General features: G+C 65.8%; 18 protein-coding genes. 4 read left to right on the plus strand and 14 right to left on the minus strand.

Going from position 1 to position 17,639, the window contains the following annotated elements; all coding sequences use genetic code 11:
* Nucleotides 1–22 precede the first annotated feature (22 nt).
* From glpX to AC1RLU_RS08215, 6 genes are all read right to left on the minus strand, one after another.
* Nucleotides 23–1,021: a class II fructose-bisphosphatase gene (glpX, locus tag AC1RLU_RS08190; protein WP_061963934.1), complete on the minus strand. Its 999-nt coding sequence runs from the start codon at nt 1,019–1,021 to the stop codon at nt 23–25.
* A gap of 106 nt (nt 1,022–1,127) precedes the next feature.
* Nucleotides 1,128–2,480 (minus strand): homoserine dehydrogenase, encoded by a 1,353-nt coding sequence (locus tag AC1RLU_RS08195; protein WP_061963936.1) that lies wholly within the window; start codon nt 2,478–2,480, stop codon nt 1,128–1,130.
* A gap of 69 nt (nt 2,481–2,549) precedes the next feature.
* Nucleotides 2,550–3,368 carry a class I SAM-dependent methyltransferase gene (locus AC1RLU_RS08200; protein ID WP_492794921.1) on the minus strand — a complete coding sequence of 273 codons (819 nt, stop codon included), beginning with the start codon at nt 3,366–3,368 and terminating at the stop codon, nt 2,550–2,552.
* An 83-nt stretch (nt 3,369–3,451) separates the two neighbouring features.
* Nucleotides 3,452–3,883, minus strand: a complete 432-nt coding sequence (locus AC1RLU_RS08205; protein WP_061963940.1) for a hypothetical protein — start codon at nt 3,881–3,883, stop codon at nt 3,452–3,454.
* Nucleotides 3,884–3,988: 105 nt separating this feature from the next.
* The gene (locus AC1RLU_RS08210) at nt 3,989–5,209 is read right to left on the minus strand and encodes an LL-diaminopimelate aminotransferase (RefSeq protein ID WP_113585628.1); all 1,221 of its coding nucleotides are present in this window, start codon (nt 5,207–5,209) and stop codon (nt 3,989–3,991) included.
* A 183-nt stretch (nt 5,210–5,392) separates the two neighbouring features.
* A complete protein-coding gene (locus AC1RLU_RS08215; protein WP_492794922.1) occupies nt 5,393–5,755 on the minus strand; it encodes a hypothetical protein in 363 nt (120 codons plus the stop codon).
* Between the two features lie 115 nt (nt 5,756–5,870).
* Here AC1RLU_RS08215 and phaC point away from each other — a divergent pair, with 115 nt between their 5' ends.
* Nucleotides 5,871–7,688 (plus strand): class I poly(R)-hydroxyalkanoic acid synthase, encoded by a 1,818-nt coding sequence (gene phaC / locus AC1RLU_RS08220; RefSeq protein ID WP_061963946.1) that lies wholly within the window; start codon nt 5,871–5,873, stop codon nt 7,686–7,688.
* A gap of 189 nt (nt 7,689–7,877) precedes the next feature.
* Here the strand turns inward: phaC and AC1RLU_RS08225 are convergent, their stop codons facing one another.
* The gene (locus AC1RLU_RS08225) at nt 7,878–9,221 is read right to left on the minus strand and encodes an OmpP1/FadL family transporter (RefSeq protein WP_170843269.1); all 1,344 of its coding nucleotides are present in this window, start codon (nt 9,219–9,221) and stop codon (nt 7,878–7,880) included.
* A gap of 429 nt (nt 9,222–9,650) precedes the next feature.
* Here AC1RLU_RS08225 and AC1RLU_RS08230 point away from each other — a divergent pair, with 429 nt between their 5' ends.
* A complete protein-coding gene (locus AC1RLU_RS08230) occupies nt 9,651–10,499 on the plus strand; it encodes a fumarylacetoacetate hydrolase family protein (RefSeq protein WP_492794923.1) in 849 nt (282 codons plus the stop codon).
* Between the two features lie 304 nt (nt 10,500–10,803).
* Here the strand turns inward: AC1RLU_RS08230 and AC1RLU_RS08235 are convergent, their stop codons facing one another.
* The 7 genes from AC1RLU_RS08235 to AC1RLU_RS08265 all read right to left on the minus strand — a co-directional run bounded on the left by AC1RLU_RS08235 (nt 10,804) and on the right by AC1RLU_RS08265 (nt 16,078).
* Nucleotides 10,804–11,904, minus strand: coding sequence for a helix-turn-helix transcriptional regulator (locus tag AC1RLU_RS08235; protein WP_492794924.1), 1,101 nt, complete (start codon nt 11,902–11,904; stop codon nt 10,804–10,806).
* Between the two features lie 105 nt (nt 11,905–12,009).
* Nucleotides 12,010–12,945, minus strand: a complete 936-nt coding sequence (gene argC, locus AC1RLU_RS08240) for an N-acetyl-gamma-glutamyl-phosphate reductase (RefSeq protein WP_492794925.1) — start codon at nt 12,943–12,945, stop codon at nt 12,010–12,012.
* 376 nt (nt 12,946–13,321) lie between these two features.
* A complete protein-coding gene (locus AC1RLU_RS08245; RefSeq protein ID WP_492794926.1) occupies nt 13,322–13,600 on the minus strand; it encodes a hypothetical protein in 279 nt (92 codons plus the stop codon).
* 49 nt (nt 13,601–13,649) lie between these two features.
* A complete protein-coding gene (locus tag AC1RLU_RS08250) occupies nt 13,650–14,402 on the minus strand; it encodes an SDR family oxidoreductase (RefSeq protein ID WP_492794927.1) in 753 nt (250 codons plus the stop codon).
* A gap of 97 nt (nt 14,403–14,499) precedes the next feature.
* Nucleotides 14,500–14,979, minus strand: coding sequence for a 30S ribosomal protein S9 (gene rpsI, locus AC1RLU_RS08255; protein WP_061963959.1), 480 nt, complete (start codon nt 14,977–14,979; stop codon nt 14,500–14,502).
* 2 nt (nt 14,980–14,981) lie between these two features.
* Entirely contained in the window at nt 14,982–15,443 is a 462-nt protein-coding gene (gene rplM / locus AC1RLU_RS08260) for a 50S ribosomal protein L13 (RefSeq protein WP_061963961.1), read from the minus strand.
* Between the two features lie 206 nt (nt 15,444–15,649).
* The gene (locus tag AC1RLU_RS08265; protein ID WP_492794928.1) at nt 15,650–16,078 is read right to left on the minus strand and encodes a PaaI family thioesterase; all 429 of its coding nucleotides are present in this window, start codon (nt 16,076–16,078) and stop codon (nt 15,650–15,652) included.
* A 90-nt stretch (nt 16,079–16,168) separates the two neighbouring features.
* Here AC1RLU_RS08265 and AC1RLU_RS08270 point away from each other — a divergent pair, with 90 nt between their 5' ends.
* Nucleotides 16,169–16,981 (plus strand): enoyl-CoA hydratase, encoded by an 813-nt coding sequence (locus tag AC1RLU_RS08270; protein WP_492794929.1) that lies wholly within the window; start codon nt 16,169–16,171, stop codon nt 16,979–16,981.
* A gap of 111 nt (nt 16,982–17,092) precedes the next feature.
* Complete coding sequence (locus tag AC1RLU_RS08275; protein WP_492794930.1) at nt 17,093–17,623, plus strand: CoA-binding protein; 531 nt, start codon at nt 17,093–17,095, stop codon at nt 17,621–17,623.
* Nucleotides 17,624–17,639 lie beyond the last annotated feature (16 nt).

The following is a 17,639-nucleotide window of genomic DNA, read 5'->3' on the forward strand; positions in this document are numbered from 1 at the left end:
CGTCTCGTCGACTCGGTTCAGCTCAATCGAGCTGGAACTTCGAGAACTCGCGGTGCTCGCCATAGATGCGGCGGACCGTGCCGGTGATCGAGCGATAGACCAGCGTCTCGGTCTCGATGAAATCCTTGCCGAAGCGCACGCCCGAAAGCATGCCGCCATCGGTGACGCCGGTGGCGCAGACGATGACGTCGCCCGAGGCCATTTCCGACATGTCGTATTTCTTGTTGGGATCGAGCACGCCCATGCCGTGCGCTCGCACACGCTTCTCCTCGGTGTCGAGGATCAAACGGCCCTGCATCTGGCCGCCGACGCAGCGCAAGGCTGCCGCAGCGAGCACGCCCTCCGGCGCGCCGCCGATGCCGAGATAGAGGTCGATACCGGTCTTCTCGGGCTGGGTGCAGAAGATCACGCCGGCGACGTCGCCATCGGTGATCAGGCGGATCGAGCAGCCGGTCTTGCGGACTTCCTCGATCAGCTTGGCATGGCGCGGGCGGTCCATGATCAGCGTCGAGATCTCGTTCGGCTTGACGCCCTTGGCCTTGGCGAGCGCGTTGATGTTGTCGGCCGGCGAGGCGTCGAGGTCGATCACGCCCTTGGCGTAGCCGGGGCCGCAGGCGATCTTGTCCATGTAGACGTCGGGGGCATAGAGCAGGCTGCCGGCGCCGGCCATCGCCATCACGGCGATCGAACCGGGCATGTCCTTGGCGCAGAGCGTGGTGCCTTCGAGCGGATCGACCGCGATATGCACCTTGGGCCCCTGCTTGTTGCCGACCTTCTCGCCGATGAAGAGCATCGGCGCCTCGTCGCGCTCGCCCTCGCCGATGACGATCTCGCCATCGATCGGCAGGCGGTTCAATTCACGGCGCATCGCATCGACCGCGGCCTGGTCGGCCGCCTTCTCGTTGCCGTGGCCACGCAGGCGGGCCGCTGCGACGGCGGCGCGCTCGGTGACGCGCACGAGCTCCATCGAGAGATAGCGCTCGATGATCTGGTCGGGGGAGATGCGGAGATCGACGGACATGAAATAAGTCCCCTTGCAATGAGTTTGGCGGGTACGGCGCTAGAGCAAGATAGTGTCAGAGCAGGATTGGCGCGAAAAACCGGTTCCCACTTTTACGCATCCTGCTCTAGGCCTGTTCCCGCTCTATGCGGATAACTTGCGGCGGTTCCGCGACATGGCCGTCGGCCGTGACCTTTTCGAGCGCGGCGCGGATGGCGGCTTCGCTCGTGGCATAGGTAATGAGCACGACCGGAACCGGCGCGCCGGAGCGGCCGCCGGGATCGCGCGTCACGGCCTCGGGCGAGCGGCGCTGGACGATGCTTTCCAGCGAGATATCGGCCTCGGCCATGCGGGTCGCGATGGCCGCGGCGGCGCCGGGACGGTCGGCCACCGCGAGGCGGACATAATAGCCGCCCTCGTGACGCTGCATCGGGGCACGCTTCGGCTCTTCCAGGCGCGCGATCGGCAGGCCGAAGGGCAGGCCGGCGGTGCCCCGCGCGACATCGGCGATGTCGGCGACGACGGCGGAGGCCGTCGGGTCGCCGCCGGCGCCGGGGCCGACCAGCGTGATCTCGCGGACCGCATCGGCGTCGATCGAGACCGCGTTGAGCACGCCCATCACCTGCGCGATCGGGGAGGATTTCGGCACCATGGTCGGGTGCACGCGCTGCTCGATACCGGTCTTGGTCCGCTCGGCGACGCCGAGCAGCTTGATGCGGTAGCCGAGATCGTCAGCCATCTTCAGGTCGAGCGGCGTGATCGCCGAAATCCCTTCGACATGAATCGCTTCGGCGTCGATCTTCGTACCGAAGGCGAGGCTCGTCAGGATCGCAAGCTTGTGGGCGGTGTCGAAGCCCTCGACGTCGAAAGTCGGGTCGGCTTCGGCATAGCCGAGGCGCTGCGCGTCCTTTAGGCAGGCCTCGAAGGTCAGCCCCTCCTGCTCCATCCGGGAGAGGATGTAGTTGCAGGTACCGTTGAGAATGCCGGAGATGCGGCTGACATTGTTGCCGGCCAGCGCCTCGCGCAGGGTCTTCACGACGGGAATGCCACCGGCCGAGGAGGCCTCGAAGGCCAGCGCCACGCCCTTGCTCTCGGCGAGGTCGGCGAGCGCGACGCCATGCGCCGCGAGCAGAGCTTTGTTGGCGGTGACGACATGCTTGCCGGCCGACAGGGCCGCCTCGACAGCTGCCTTGGCCGGGCCGTCGGAGCCGCCGATCAGTTCGACGAAGCAGTCGATATCATCCGAATTCGCCAGCGCGACCGGATCGTCGAACCAGGCGAGCCCGCCGAGATCGATGCCGCGGTCGCGGTTACGGTCGCGCGCCGAGACGGCGGTGACCCGGATTGCGCGGCCGCAGCGCGCTGCAAGCGCATTTTCCTGCCGGCGCAGGATGCGCAAGGTGGAGGCGCCGACCGTACCGAGGCCGGCAAGTCCGACGCGCAGGGGCTGGGAGGCAGGCGAAAGAGGCACGCTGGTCATGCGCGCGGCGTCGCATGAGGCGGGTTTCGTGTCAACGGAGAGCCACACTCCGACACTCCCGGAATCGCCTCAAGCCTCGGCTTTCCGGGCCGAAACCACGAAGGCGGAGAGAGCTCCCTCGATCGCGCCTGAACCGAAGCGGCGCTCCAGAGCCTTCGCCACGGCCTCCGTAACCGCTCCGAGCTCCGGCGTGCCGCGCGCCTCGATCTCGCCACGCATCGGCGTGCCCTGGCAGAGGCCGATCGCGACACCAGCGGCGGAATCGGCACGGGAACGCTTCTCGACCCGCTCGATCTCCGGCCGCGGAAAGCCACCGGACATGATGTCGAGTTCGATCGTGCCGACATCATGATAGCCATGCGGCGTGCGCGCGAGAAAGCGCGGCGGATCGCCGGGAAACAGCTCGGCCAGCGCATCCAGCATGACCGCCGTGAAATCGTTGCTCTCGACCGCGTCCCAGACATTGAACAGAAAGCGCCCGCCCGGCTTCAGCACGCGGCGCGCCTCGGCATAACCCTTCGCCTTGTCCGGAAAGAACATCGCTCCGAACTGGCAGGTGACGGTGTCGAAGCTCTGGTCAGCGAAGGGCAGATCGAGCGCATCCGCCTGGCGGCAGGTGATCCTGCCGTCGTTCGGGAATCGCGCGGCAGCGAGATCGAGCATCGCGGGGTTGAGATCGGTCGCGACGATGCTTCCTCCATCGAGCCGCGCCGCCATTTCCTGTGTCAGTGCGCCCGTCCCCGCCGCGACCTCGAGAATGCGCCGGGGGTCCCCGGCCATCACGCGGGCCGCCAGGTCTTCGGCATAGGGTTGAAAGATCAGGGGTACGAGCAGCCGGTCGTAAATCTGCGGAACGGGACCGGCGAAAACCTTGTCCGTCGCTTCCATGGCAGCACCTGTCGTTGCAGCCCTCCGACAGGATAGCGCAGCAACTGACCTAGCGAAACGCCCCTGTTCGGATCGACCGCGTCTCAACCAAAATGGCAGACGACCTCGGCGGCGACGCGCTTGACCTTGCCGTCCTCGAAACCGAGATAGATGCGCAGCAGGTTGGTGCCGAAGGCGGTCGCCTTGATGGTATGCAGCGCCTCGATCGTCGTGCCTTCGGACACGGTGCTGTTCTCGACAGCGGGAGTCCAGAACCACGGTTTGGGCGGGTCGATCGTCACTTCGGAGAGAACGCGCTCGGCATCGGCCCGGCCGGTCCCGAGCGGAATGTAGCGGGTGACGATCTCGGTTGCGTCGCGGGCACATTCGCGGCCATTGGTCACCGCCAGCACATCCAAGACCAGAGCCGAGCGCGTCTGCGGGATGCGCCCCCTGGAATAGTCGTAGGTCGCGACGAAGCAGACCAGCGCGAAGACGGCGAAAGCGACGCCGAGCAGACGGCCTTTTCGTGACATGGAAACGAGCCTCGGGCGCGATGCGGAGCGATCCGTCCGCACCGCATCGGTTCCCATGTTTTGCGGGCGCGGTCCAGAGGCATGCGATGCCGCAGCCGAAGTGCCCTATCCCGCCTTCGGCATCTGGATGACGTTGTGCAGGGTCGTATCGGCGCCCTTGAGGAAGCGGCCGATATTGCGCGCGGCCTGACGGATGCGCTGCTCGTTCTCGACGATGGCGATGCGGACATAGTCGTCGCCATGTTCGCCGAAGCCGATGCCCGGCGCGACCGCGACCTCGGCCTTCTCGATCAGCAGCTTCGAGAATTCCAACGAGCCGAGATGGCGGAACTTCTCGGGGATAGCGACCCAGGCGAACATCGAGGCTTCCGGTGCCGGGAAGTCCCAGCCGGCCTTGCCGAAGCTCTCGACCAGCGCATCGCGGCGCTTGCGGTAGATCTCGCGCATCTCGCGGATGCAGTCGTCAGGGCCGTTGAGCGCGGCGGCGGCCGCGACCTGGATCGGCGTATAGGCGCCGTAGTCGAGATAGGACTTCACCCGCGCGAGTGCCGCAAGCAAACGCTCGTTGCCGACGGCGAAGCCCATGCGCCAGCCGGCCATCGAGAAGGTCTTCGACATCGAGGTGAACTCGACCGCGACATCGATCGCGCCCGGCACCTGCAGCATCGAGGGCGGCGGGTTGTTCTCGTCGAAATAGACCTCGGCATAGGCGAGGTCCGAAAGCAGGATCAATTCATGCTTCTTCGCGAAGGCGACGAGGTCGCGATAGAAATCGAGCGAGGCGACATAGGCTGTCGGGTTGGCCGGATAGCAGGTGACGAGCGCGATCGGCTTCGGCACCGAATGCATCATCGCCCGCTCCAGCGCCGGGAACATCGCAGGGGTCGGCTCGGCCGGAACGGAGCGAATCACGCCGCCGGCCATCAGGAAGCCGAAAGCGTGGATCGGGTAGCTCGGATTCGGCACCAGCACGACATCGCCCGGCCCGGTGATGGCCTGCGCCATATTGGCGAAGCCTTCCTTCGAGCCCAGCGTCGCGACGACCTGCGTGTCGGGGTTCAGCTTCACGCCGAAGCGGCGCTCGTAATAGTTGGCCTGGGCGCGGCGCAGGCCCCCGATGCCCTTCGAGGCGGAGTAGCGGTCGGTGCGCGGCTTGCCGGCGGTCTCGACCAGCTTCTCGATGACATGCTTGGGCGCCGGCAGGTCGGGATTGCCCATGCCGAGGTCGATGATGTCGACGCCCTTGGCGCGCTCGGCGGCCTTAATCTTGTTGACCTGTTCGAAAACGTAGGGCGGCAGGCGCTTGATGCGGTGAAAATCGGTCATCTCGAACAGGTCCTCGGCCGCCTGGGGGCGGTGTCATGTTTTCGCCCGGATTACATCCTTGCGCCGAGGGTGCTTAGCATCGCATCTTTCGTCATGACAGAGCCAATGACGCAATATTGTGCGATTCGCAGTGCGGAGAAGTTGGTCAGCAGCCGCATCGCCCTGCTGGAAGCGAGCCTGTCCTCAGTTCTGCGGGATCTTCGCCGGTTCTGGTGGCGGCGTCGCGCCCAGCGCCTTAGCCGTGTTGCCAGCAGCTTCGTTGGCCTTCTGCTTGGCGTCGAGCCCGGCCTCGATCTTCTTGTAGTCCTCGACCGGCTTGCGCGGCGCCGCCCGGGTCACGCTCGACCCGATCGGAACATATTCGAGATCGGTCGGGCGAGCCTCCCGGACAAAGGCCTTCGATTGCTGCGGGGTGGTTGCCAGACCCGCAGCCTCGGCGACCCCCTTGAAGCCCTCGTCGCTGCCGCAGCCGGCGAGCGCCGCGCCGACCACGACCAGCGCCGCCGGCATCAGGAGCAGCTTTTTCGCGGAGATTTCAGTCGGCATCGGGTCATCCAACGGTTGTCGATTTTGCTTGGTAAAGCATAGCGGCTGCGTCCTTAATAGGACCAAAATGGAGCGCCATGCGCTATCCTATAACGACTGGGGGAAAGGGCGAGACATGAGCGGGAAAAGCGACAGGCCGAAGGACACCGCCGGCCCGGCCGAGGCCGCCGCTCCCGATTTCGACCAGTTCGCGCAGAATATGGGGCGGCTCGTCGAGGAATACGGCAAGATCACCGCCGCCTACCTCAAACCGATCGAGCGCGGCGAGGCCAAGACCGGCCAGGCCGACGAGGCCAGCGACATGGTCAAGACGCTCGGCCGCGTCGCCGAGCGCTGGGTCAACGATCCCTCCAAGATCATCGAGGCGCAGGCGTCCCTCACCAGCGACTTCATGAACCTGTGGAGCACGGCGCTGAAGCGCGCGAGCGGCGAGGAGGTCGCGCCCGTCGCCGAGCCGGACAAGCGCGACGGCCGCTTCAAGGATCCCGACTGGAACCACCCGACCTTCGACTTCATCAAGCAGGCCTATCTGATCGGCTCGCGCTGGGCCGAGACCATGGTCGACAAGGCTGACGATCTCGACCCGCATACGCGCGAGAAGGCCCGCTTCTACATCAAGCAGATCGCAGGCGCCCTCTCGCCGACCAATTTCGTCGCCACCAACCCCGAATTGCTGCGCGAGACGATGCAGCAGAACGGCGAGAACCTCGTGCGCGGCATGAAGATGTACGCCGAGGACGTCGAGGCCGGCGGCGGCGAACTCAAGATCCGCCAGTCCGACGGCGGCTCCTTCGAGGTCGGCGTCAATATCGCGACGACGCCGGGCAAGGTGATCTTTCGCAACGAGATCATCGAGCTGATCCAGTATGCACCCTCGACCCCGCAGGTGCTGAAGCGGCCGCTATTGATCGTGCCGCCCTGGATCAACAAGTTCTACATCCTCGACCTCAACCCGGAGAAGAGCTTCATCCGCTGGTGCGTGGCGCAGGGGCTGACCGTCTTCTGCATCTCCTGGGTCAATCCGGATGCGCGACATGCCGCGAAGGATTTCGAGAGCTATATGCGCGAGGGCATCTTCGCCGCGCTCGACACGATCGAGGAAGCGACCGGGGAAAAGAAGGTCTCGGCGATCGGCTACTGCGTCGGCGGCACGCTGCTGGGCGTGACGCTGGCCTATATGGCAGCGGTGCGCGACAAGCGCATCGAGAGCGCGACCTTCTTCACGACGCAGGTCGATTTCTCGCAGGCCGGCGAGCTCTCGGTCTTCGTCGACGAGGAGCAGATCCGCGCCATTGAGGAGCAGATGGCCAAGACCGGCTATCTCGACGGCGCGCGCATGTCGGGCGCTTTCAACATGCTGCGGCCGAACGACCTGATCTGGTCATATGCCGTCAACAACTACCTGAAGGGCAAGGCGCCGACGCCCTTCGACCTGCTCTACTGGAATTCGGATTCGACGCGGATGCCGGCGGCGAACCACTCTTTCTACCTGCGCAACTGCTATCTCGACAACAAGCTGTCCAAGGGCGGGATGCGGATCGGCGGCAAGGCGCTCGACCTCAAGCAGGTGACGATCCCGATCTACAATCTCGCGGCGCGCGAGGACCATATCGCGCCGGCCCAGTCGGTCTTCAACGGCTCGCAATGCTTCGGCGGGCCGGTCGAGCATGTCGTCGCCGGATCGGGCCATATCGCCGGCGTCGTCAACTCACCGGCGAAGGTGAAGTACCAGTACTGGACCGGCGGCCCGGTGGAGGGCCGCTATGCCGACTGGCTGGCCAAGGCGGACGAGCATCCGGGGTCCTGGTGGCCGCATTGGTTCAGCTGGCTTGAAGCCCAGGCGCCGAAGAAGGTCCCGGCCCGCGAGCCCGGCGGCGGCAAGCTCAAGGCGCTCGCCGACGCGCCCGGCACCTATGTGAAGGTGAAGGCGTAGGGCAGTAACTCCCCCTGTCATTCTCGGGCGGAGCGTAGCGCAGACCCGAGAATGACAGGAAGGTCTGGTTCTTCCGGAGCCTTCGCGTCACGAGATGCTCGGGTCGAGCCCGAGCATGACGGCCACTGGGAACGCCAACAACAAAAAAGCCGGCCCGAAGGCCGGCTCTTGTCGCGGAAACGGTCCCGCTCAGTATTTGCGGACCACCGGCTGCACCGGGATGTTCTGCTTCGGATCGTCCCAGCGATAGGTGATGCCAACCGAGGCGATATGGACGTAGGGCTTGGCTTCGGCGGCGTAGTAGACCGGCACGGCCGGGTTCCATTGCGGGTGCCCCGGATTGTAATTCACCGACGCCTTCTTCACGTCGATATAGGTGTAGCCGAGATCCAGCTTGATCCGGTCGGTGATCTGATAGCTCGCGCCTGCGCTGAGCCAGAGACGATCATTATCGGAGATATAGATGGTGCGGTTGCGGTCGTTGACCGCGGACATCTCGTATCCGATGCCGGCGCGCAGCGTCAGGTCCTTGCTGTACTTGTACTCGACGCCGCCGCTGAAGAACCAGGCGTCGTCATACTGGAAATTCAGGCTGGTCTGCGGACGACCGTTGAGCTCGTTGACGATCGGGATGTTGCGGAAGCGGCTCCAGTTCGTCCACTCGACCCCGGCATGGACCTGCCACTGGTCGTTGATGACCTGCGAAACGCCGACGACGACCGAGTCGGGCAGGTTCAGGTTGGCCTTCACCGGGAAGCGGGCGAGGATGGGCGTCGGCGTGGCCAGCGACCCTTCGAGCGTCTGGCGGATCGCAGAACGATAGGCCACGCCGATATTGGTTCCCTCGAACGGGGTCAGCGTCACGCCGAGGCGATAGCCGAAATCGATCGTGTCGCCTTCGAGGATGACCGGGGAGGCCGCGGGCCCGAGGCCACCGGCCTGCTTCAGCTTGGCGCTCAGGTACTGGACCTGCAGGGCGGCGCCGACCGAGAGCCAGTCGTTGACCTTGTAGCCGACGGTCGGCGAGACGTTGATGGTCGTGACCTTGGCCGAACGGCCGTAAACCTGGGCGGCGTGAACCTGGTTTTCAGGCTTGGAACGCAGGCCATAGGGGGCGCCCGTGGTCATGCCGACCCAGAGCCGGTCGGTGAGCTGCCAGGCGCTGGCCGAGGCAGGGATCATCGCGCCGTCGCCACCGAGATTGCCGGTGCCGAACTGGATCGGGTTCAGCGGCGCCGGCGCGGCCGGACCGCCGATCCGCGAGGGCCTCGTCGGCTCATAGTCGCCATTGGCGTTGAGATAGGTGTAGTTCCAGTTGCTGGTGCGGCCGGGGAACATGGTGATGGTCGCGGGGTTCCAGGCCATCGCGCTCATGCCGATGCCGCCCGAGGCCGAGCCGGCATAGGCCATGCCGAGACCTTCGGCGCCCTGGCCGCTGCGGATGGCGAAGGAACTCGCCGAGGCGGCTCCGGCCGCGAGGAGAGCAGCGAGCGAAACCGAGGCGGCAGCGGCTGTACGAACAAGGCCCTTCATCGAATCCATCCCGGTTCCAAGGTTTTTCGAGGCCAGACACCTCGCTTGATTCGAAGCATGACCTGAGCCGTTTGCGGCCGCAATCCTGCTTCACGTGCCACGGATTCGCCGTGCGACACCCTCATTCGGACCCACGATCTTCAAAAACGATCCAAAAATGACCTTTTCTGAACAAGCCTCACCGAGATCGTTCAGAAAGATATAGTTTATATGAGAACTATTGCCAATTTTGAGTGTTCGCGGCCGCCCTGCCCTCGGCTGAGTCCTTCGTCGGAAACTTCGCTTTGCAAAGAGTCGTGGCATTCCGGCAACAACCCACCCGCCTGCGCGCCGCGGATACGCTATGCGCGGTGACGGGCTTGTGTTTCGGGCCGGCATCCGATCAGAATCCCCGACCCATTTAGATCGTTTGAAAACGGGGGAAACACCTTGAAACTGCTCCGCTACGGCGCACCCGGCCAGGAGAAACCGGCCCTTCTCGATGCCAAGGGCGGGTTGCGCGACCTGTCCGGCGTCATTCCAGACCTCGCCGGCAAGGCGCTGACCGCGGCCTCGCTCGCCAAGATCAAGGCGCTCTCGCCGGAATCGCTGCCCCTGGTCTCAGGCTCGCCGCGCATCGGCGCCTGCGTCGCGGATGTCCGCAACTTCATCGCCGTCGGCCTGAACTTCGCCGACCATGCGGCGGAGACGGGCGCCGAGATCCCGAAGGAGCCGATCCTGTTCAACAAGGCCCCGAACTGCATCGTCGGGCCCAATGACGACGTGATCATCCCGAAGGGCTCGCAGAAGACCGACTGGGAAGTCGAACTCGCCATCGTGATCGGCGATGGCGGCTCCTATATCGAGGAGAAGGACGCGATGGCCGCGATCGCCGGCTTCTGCGTCTGCAACGACGTCTCGGAGCGCGCCTTCCAGCAGGAGCGCGGCGGCCAGTGGGCCAAGGGCAAGGGCTGCCCGACCTTCGGGCCGCTCGGCCCGTGGCTCGTCACCACCGACGAGGTCAAGGACATCCAGAATCTCGGCATGTGGCTCAAGGTCGATGGCGAGCGCGTGCAGAACGGCTCGACCAAGACGATGATCTTCGGCGCGGCCTATCTGGTCCATTATATCAGCCAGTTCATGCGCCTCGATCCGGGTGACGTCATCACCACCGGCACGCCTCCCGGCGTCGGCCTCGGCTTCAAGCCGCCGCGCTTCCTCAAGGGCGGCGAAGTCGTCACCCTCGGCATTGAGGGGCTCGGCGAGCAGAAGCAGAACTTCGTGCCCTACAAGGGCTGATCCAGGAGGGGCGCTACGGCGCCCCTTTTCATGTCAGCGGGAAGCGCCGGCATGCGGGCAGCGCGAAAAGGCACTGCCGAAGCTGCTTGACCCGGCTTCGGCAGTGCAAGCTGTGCCCGCCTCCAAGCCTTGCGGCCTTGTCGAGCCGCCCCACCATGGCTGCACAGAACCGATTTTCCACCCCCAAATGGGGGGCTTGTTGCTTGCTGGGTGTAATATCCGGCGGAAAAATCGGCTTATTCCGGCCGATCCATTGACTTCCCCGATGGCAGCGAACGGATTTCCCGATCTGCTCGCAACGACCTCAGCGCGGCCCGGCCGCGCTCTTCAACAGGCCGACCAGATCGGCCTGCCGGCGCGTGCCTGTCTTGGCGAGGATGCGTTTTAGCGTCGTGCGTGCCGTAGCCTCGGTCACGCCGAGACGCACGGCCGCAGCCCGCGGCGGGTGCCCGGCGGCGATGGCCGCTGCCAGCCGCGCCTCGGCCGGAGTCAGATCGAACAAGCCGGCGATCAGGCCGGCATCAGGCCCCGCCCCCGCTGCAACCGGCGTGGCGACGATGATGGCACCCGCAAAGGAGAAGATGTCGCGTGCGCGGCCTCGCACGGGCGCGACATGCACGACCATCGGATTCGTACCGCGCCAGGCCGGAATCGGCAGGGAACGGACGGGCTGGGGCAGGTCCGCGCGCGAGAAGCCCGCGATCACCGTCGCGAGCATGTCGTCGGCCGGGCCGTAGGCGAGGGAAAGGCGCGCCGCACGATCGAGGAACACCCCTGGAATCAGGTCCTGGAACAGGGCGTTAGCATCGAGCACATGGCCACGCAGACCGAGAACCGCCGCCGGAAGCCCCATCAGCTCCAGCGCCTGCGAGGCGGCGCGCGCGCGCTCCATCGCCAGCCGGCGCCCAAGCAGCCCGGCCCGGGCGAAATGCGGGCGCAAGCGATCCAGCGCGGCGATGGCCTGCCCATCGACGGTGCCTTCGGCAAAATTCCGCTCGCAATGGACGATCGTGGTGTCGCCGGTCGGAGCCGCAATCACCGTCGCGACCCCGGAGCCGTATCCGGCCGGGATCAGGAAGTCCTGATAAACCGGCTCGCGCGCGAGCTCGTCGCGGCTGAAAACATCCTCGTCGGTGATGAAGCCGTGGCGCCCATGCGCGAGCAGGCGCTGCGCCCGCTCGTTGACCGCAAACGGGATGCGGCGCAGGACTTCCTCGTAGTCGTTGCTGAACTCGGGTGACGAGGCGAGCAGACGCACGTCGTCATGCAGAACCGTTCCGAGCAGCGCCTCGCGGCAGCTGGCGATCCGGGCCGTGTCGCGGAGCACGGCGGGCCAACTCTCAGGCACGATCGCGGCTTCGTAGATGCCGTCGATCAACGCATTCTCGAACTCACTGCCTGCCACGTCCGTCCCTCTCGCGGGACCAACAATCTAACGCTCCGCGCGCAAATGTCTCCTTCAAATGATGGAGATCAGATGCATTTTTAGGTGAAAGCCACAGGCTGCGGCTCAGCCCTCCGGCAGGCCGAGCATCAGGCGGATGTTCTGCGCCGCCGCACCCGACGCGCCCTTGCCGAGATTGTCGAGCCGCGCGACCAGCACCGCCTGGCCGAGATCGTCCTGCCCGAACACAGTGAGCTCCAGCTTGTTGGTGTCGTTCAGCGCTTCCGGCTCGATCTTGCCGCCCTTGCCGTCCTGCGGGACGACGCTGACATAGGTCGAGCCAGCATAGCGCTCGGCCAGGGCGTGGTGGAGATCGGCGACGCCGGGCCGTCCGGGAAGCGCGTCGAGATGCAGCGGCACCGAGACCAGCATGCCCTGCCGGAAATTACCGACGGAAGGCACGAAGATCGGCCGCCGGGTCAGGCGGGCATAGGCCTGCAATTCAGGTAGGTGCTTGTGGCGCAGGCCGAGGCCGTAAAGCTCGAAGGCCGGAGCGACGCCGGTCTCGAAATCCTCGATCATCGACTTGCCGCCGCCGGAATAGCCGGAGACGGCATTGACCGTGACCGGATGGTCCTGCGCCATCAGCCCGGCATCGACGAGCGGGCGCAAGAGCGCGATGGCGCCGGTCGGATAGCAGCCGGGATTGGCGACGCGGTCGGCTTTGGCGATCTTCCCGGCATGGCCGGGTTCGAGCTCGGCGAAGCCGTAGACCCAGCCCGGAGCGACGCGATGCGCGGTCGCGGCATCGACGATCTTGGGCGCATCGGAGCCAAGCTGATCAGCCAGCGCGACCGATTCCTTCGCAGCCTCGTCCGGCAGGCAGAGCACGACGAGATCGACGCTCGCCATCATGTCCTTGCGCGCGGCGGGGTCCTTGCGCTTGTCGGGGTCGATGCTCTTGACCGCGACCTCCGGCACCGCGGCCAGACGTTCGCGGATGCCGAGCCCAGTGGTGCCGGCTTCGCCGTCGATGAAGATGGTTTTCAGGTTCTGGCTCATCGGGACCCCCGGTGGCTGGGCAGACACAGCAATGGATGGGCTTCGGGCATAAAAAAACCGCGCCTCGGGCGCGGTCGCGGGCATTCGGGCTTCAGCCGAACGTCATCGCGGGCGCGCCGGGGCGGCCTGGCAGGGGCGACGTCGGGTGGAGCTCGTCATCATGGCCTCGTATATGTTCGCGCTTGAGCGAGCTGTCAATCGGAGCTTGCGCTCCGGTCCCGTCACTGCAAGCGCAGCGAAGCAATGACGACGGACTTGTCGGGCACGAAAGTTGAAGCGCGGGAATCGCTTCCCGGTCTTTCCTCGCAAAGCGATTCAATGCTTTCGCGCATCGTTTCGACATGCCGGTCGCTTCGACCGTGGGCGCCTCGAACGATCAGCGGCGCGCGGTCAGCCAGACATAGAGGCACCAGGGCAGGATCAGGGCGAGCGCGGTCAGGACGAGCCGCAGCATCGTCCAGGCATTGGGATTGTTGAGCGCCCGGCCATCGAGGTCCGGCACGCCGTGGATCAGGCCGAGCGCTATCGCCGGAGCCAGGAAGACGAGCAGCGCCCGGCCGATGCGCTGCGCGCGCGGGAGTTCCTCACGCGCCAGCATCAGCAGGGCCGGCACCGCGATCATGCCGAAGGCGATCAGGACAAGAAGGACGCGCATGGGCATTTGCTACATCAGAGGCGGAGATTGCGCGAGCCCGCCGCTGAAGCTAGCGCCCGCCGGCGACCTTGAGAATGATGCCGGTCGTGTAGCTCGATGCCTCCGAGAGCAGGAACAGCACCGCCTCGGCGATCTCTTCGGCGGTCGCAGCGCGCTTCAGCGGAATCAGCGGCGCGATCCGGGCGACGCGACCAGCCTCGCCGGTGGACAGCGCGTGGATCTCGGTCTCGGTGATGCCGGGTGCCACCGCGTTCACGCGGACACCGTGCGGCGCGAGTTCCTTGGCGAGGCCGATGGTCAGGGAATCCACGGCTCCCTTCGAGGCAGCGTACCAGACATATTCGCCGGGCGAGCCCAGCTCGGCCGCAACGGAGGAGATGTTCACGATCGCCCTGCCCTGCACGCCCTCGTTCGCCATCAGCGCGCGGGCCGCCTCCCGCGCGACAAGGATCGCCCCGGTGACGTTGACGTCGATGCATTCGCGGATGACCGCGGTATCCGCCTCGGCCAGCGGGCCGGATTTGCCGGTGATGCCTGCATTGTTGACGATATGGGTCAGCGGGCCGAGCGCCGCCTTCGCCTCGGCAAAGATGCGGATGATGTCGGTGACATCAGCCATGTCGCCCTGCAGCGCCACAGCCTTCGCGCCTGCCGCCTCGCAGGCCGCGACGACTTCGGCCGCGGCCTTGGCGTTGCTCTGGTAGTTCACCGCGACGTCGTAGCCGCACCCGGCGGCCATGATGCAGATCGCGGCGCCGATGCCGCGGCTGCCGCCGGTGACGAGAAGAACGGGACGGCTCATGGCAGGCTCCTGCTGATCGGGCGCGACAGTGCCAGCCAATACGAAAAGGGCGGCTCTTGCGAGCCGCCCTTCCGCATACCGGATGATCCGGAAACGATCAGCGCTTCGAGAACTGGAAGCTGCGGCGGGCCTTGGCCTTGCCGAACTTCTTACGCTCGACGACACGCGAGTCGCGGGTCAGGAAGCCTTCCTTCTTGAGTGGGCCGCGAAGCTCCGGCTCGTAGAAGGTCAGCGCCTTGGAGATGCCGTGGCGCACCGCGCCGGCCTGGCCGGAGAGGCCGCCGCCCTTGACCGAGACGACGACGTCGTACTGGGTCACGCGGTCGACGAGCTGCAGCGGCTGCTTGAGCACGAGGCGCAGCACCGGGCGGGCGAAGTAGACCTCCTGGTCGCGGCCGTTGACGGTGACCTTGCCCGAGCCGGGCTTGATCCAGACGCGAGCGATGGCGTTCTTGCGCTTGCCGGTGGCATAGGCGCGGCCCTGCGCATCGACCTTCTTGACGTGGACGGGAGCGGCGGGCTGCTCGGGCTTGGCGACTTCGCCGAGCTGGGAGAGAGACTGAAGAACCTCGGCCATCGTCAGACCCTCTTGTTCTTGCTGTTGAGCGCGGCGACGTCGAGCGCCTCCGGCGACTGAGCAGCATGCGGATGCTCCGCGCCCTTGTAGACGCGCAGGTTGCCAAGGATCTGGCGGAAGAGCGGCCCGCGCGGCAGCATGCGCTCGACGGCCTTCTCGAGGATACGCTCAGGGAAGCGGCCTTCCAGGATGAACTTGGCCGAACGCTCCTTGATGCCACCCGGGAAGCCCGTGTGGTGATAGTAGTTCTTCTGCTCGCGCTTGCGGCCGGTCAGGGAGACCTTCTCGGCGTTGATCACGATGACATTGTCGCCGCAGTCGACATGGGGGGTGTAGGCGGCCTTGTGCTTGCCGCGCAGACGCATCGCCACAACGGAGGCGAGACGGCCGACGACGAGCCCGGAGGCGTCGATCACAACCCACTTCTTTTCGACATCGGCGGGCTTGAGCGAGACGGTCTTCATCGCGGCACCCTTCGGTTGCGTTAAAAAAGGACAAGCCGCCGGAGAGCCCGGCGGCGGTGTGGCGTCGGGATAGGGGCAAGGAAGCCGGCTGTCAAGCGTTACGATCGACACTCAAAAGCGGAAAACGTCTATTTTTCAACTGACTGAGAAAAACGGTATCAGGATACCGTATATTCTTTTGCACGGCGGTTCGGACCGGATGCGGCTCAACGTTCTGCCGGGATCGAATAAGTCCCGGTCGCGTGGCAGACCATCTCCACCTCGCCTTGCGAATAGAGACCGACCTCGCCCACTGCGAGCCGCTTGCCGAGCTTGAGCAGCTTGGCTTCGCCGATCAGCGCCGTCTGGCCGGGCTTGCGCAGGAAGTTGAAATTGAGGCTCGTCGTCACCGCGAGGCCGACCGGCCCGATCTGGGCGAGGATCGCCGCATAGAGCGCGAGATCGGCCAGTGCCATCATGGTCGGGCCCGAGATCGTGCCGCCCGGGCGCAGATGCTTCTCATGATAGTCGCAGCGCATCCGGGCCGTCATCGGCCCGACCGCCTCGATGAAATAGGTGCGCCCGCCATAATGAAGCTGCGGGAAGACCTCGTCGAGATAGGCATCGATCTCGGAGGCGCTCATGCGGGTCGTCATGCGGAAAACCGAAGGCTGGGGCGGGACTTCTCCCCTTGCAGCATGGCGGGCCGGCTCCGACAATAGGCGGAAATGCGGAAAGGAAGCGCCATGAACGCCCATCATCAGCCGGAGGCCGCGCCCGTCCTGCTGCGCCAGGACGCCGGCGGCATCGCGACGCTGACGCTGAACCGCCCGCAAGCGCGCAACCCGCTGAGCGAGGCGATGCTGGCGGCGCTGAGCGAGACCTTTGCCGCCATCGCCACCGATCGATCGGTCAAGGTCCTGATCCTCACGGCGGCCGGACCAGTATTCAGCGCCGGGCACGACCTCAAGGAGATGACCGCCCATCGCGCCGACCCCGATCGGGGCCGGGCCTATTTCACGGATGTCCTCGGGCGCTGCTCGGCCATGATGCAGCAGATCACCGCCCTGCCCCAGCCGGTGATCGCAGCCGTCGAGGGCACGGCGACGGCCGCAGGTTGCCAGCTCGTCGCGAGTTGCGACCTCGCGGTGGCAGGCGAAGGCGCCCGCTTCTGCACGCCGGGCGTCCATATCGGGTTGTTCTGTTCGACGCCGATGGTCGCGCTCTCGCGCAACCTCTCGGCCAAGCATGCGCTGGAAATGCTCCTGCTCGGCGAGATGGTGCCGGCGGACGAAGCGGCCCGGATGGGGCTGATCAATCGCGTCGTACCGGCCGGCGACGCACTGGCGGAGGCGCGGCGGCTTGCTGCGATCATCGCCTCGAAATCGCCGGCGACCGTCAAGATCGGCAAGCGCGCCTTCTACGAGCAGCGCGAGATGGGACAGAAGACAGCTTACGACCACGCCTCAGCCGTGATGGTCGAGAACATGCTGGCGCGGGACGCCGAGGAGGGCATCGGCGCCTTCGTCGAAAAGCGCGCGCCGGTGTGGGAGGGGTGAAGGCCGTCACGCCGGGGCTTGACCCGGGCATCTCGTAAACCAGAAACCCCTATCGAAGAGATTCTCGGGTCTGTGCTTCGCTCCGCCCGAGAATGACGCAGAGTGTCCCCCATGACCCACGACGCCTATCCCGACAGCCTGATCCGCGACATCCTGAAATCCGTGAAGCGGATCGCGCTGGTCGGCGCCTCTGCCAACGAGGCGCGGCCGAGCTGGATCGTGACGAAATACCTGCTCGACCGCGGCTATGACATGATCCCGGTCAATCCCGGTCTCGCCGGCCAGACGATCCTCGGCAAGACGGTCTATGCCTCGCTCAAGGACATCCCCGGCCCGCTCGACATGGTCGAGATCTTCCGCAATTCGCAAGCCGCCGGCCCGATCACCGACGAGGCGCTGGCGCTCGATCCGCTGCCCAAGGTGATCTGGATGCAGCTTTCGGTGCGCAACGACGACGCCGCGGCGCGGGCCGAGGCGAAGGGCGTCACCGTGATCATGAACCGTTGTCCCAAGATCGAATACGGCCGTCTTTCCGGCGAGATCGGCTGGCAGGGCATCAATTCGCGCATCCTGTCGTCGAAGAAGCCGGTGCTCGCCGGCAAGGGCTTCCAGAAGCTGACGATCCACCGGCCGGGCACCTGACCCCGCCGCCTGCTCC

It is taken from the genome of Allobosea sp. GW822-FHT05A11, assembly GCF_058800455.1.

What these genes read in the sequence shown, in the direction of transcription:
- AC1RLU_RS08250 (WP_492794927.1), bottom strand. Translation starts at nt 14,402, where the DNA reads ATGAGCCGTCCCGTTCTTCTCGTCACCGGCGGCAGCCGCGGCATCGGC.
- argC (WP_492794925.1), bottom strand. Translation starts at nt 12,945, where the DNA reads ATGAGCCAGAACCTGAAAACCATCTTCATCGACGGCGAAGCCGGCACC.
- glpX (WP_061963934.1), bottom strand. Translation starts at nt 1,021, where the DNA reads ATGTCCGTCGATCTCCGCATCTCCCCCGACCAGATCATCGAGCGCTAT.
- AC1RLU_RS08200 (WP_492794921.1), bottom strand. Translation starts at nt 3,368, where the DNA reads ATGGAAGCGACGGACAAGGTTTTCGCCGGTCCCGTTCCGCAGATTTAC.
- AC1RLU_RS08215 (WP_492794922.1), bottom strand. Translation starts at nt 5,755, where the DNA reads ATGCCGACTGAAATCTCCGCGAAAAAGCTGCTCCTGATGCCGGCGGCG.
- AC1RLU_RS08270 (WP_492794929.1), top strand. Translation starts at nt 16,169, where the DNA reads ATGAACGCCCATCATCAGCCGGAGGCCGCGCCCGTCCTGCTGCGCCAG.
- AC1RLU_RS08195 (WP_061963936.1), bottom strand. Translation starts at nt 2,480, where the DNA reads ATGACCAGCGTGCCTCTTTCGCCTGCCTCCCAGCCCCTGCGCGTCGGA.
- AC1RLU_RS08275 (WP_492794930.1), top strand. Translation starts at nt 17,093, where the DNA reads ATGACCCACGACGCCTATCCCGACAGCCTGATCCGCGACATCCTGAAA.
- rpsI (WP_061963959.1), bottom strand. Translation starts at nt 14,979, where the DNA reads ATGGCCGAGGTTCTTCAGTCTCTCTCCCAGCTCGGCGAAGTCGCCAAG.
- AC1RLU_RS08265 (WP_492794928.1), bottom strand. Translation starts at nt 16,078, where the DNA reads ATGACGACCCGCATGAGCGCCTCCGAGATCGATGCCTATCTCGACGAG.
- AC1RLU_RS08205 (WP_061963940.1), bottom strand. Translation starts at nt 3,883, where the DNA reads ATGTCACGAAAAGGCCGTCTGCTCGGCGTCGCTTTCGCCGTCTTCGCG.
- rplM (WP_061963961.1), bottom strand. Translation starts at nt 15,443, where the DNA reads ATGAAGACCGTCTCGCTCAAGCCCGCCGATGTCGAAAAGAAGTGGGTT.
- phaC (WP_061963946.1), top strand. Translation starts at nt 5,871, where the DNA reads ATGAGCGGGAAAAGCGACAGGCCGAAGGACACCGCCGGCCCGGCCGAG.
- AC1RLU_RS08225 (WP_170843269.1), bottom strand. Translation starts at nt 9,221, where the DNA reads ATGAAGGGCCTTGTTCGTACAGCCGCTGCCGCCTCGGTTTCGCTCGCT.
- AC1RLU_RS08210 (WP_113585628.1), bottom strand. Translation starts at nt 5,209, where the DNA reads ATGACCGATTTTCACCGCATCAAGCGCCTGCCGCCCTACGTTTTCGAA.
- AC1RLU_RS08245 (WP_492794926.1), bottom strand. Translation starts at nt 13,600, where the DNA reads ATGCGCGTCCTTCTTGTCCTGATCGCCTTCGGCATGATCGCGGTGCCG.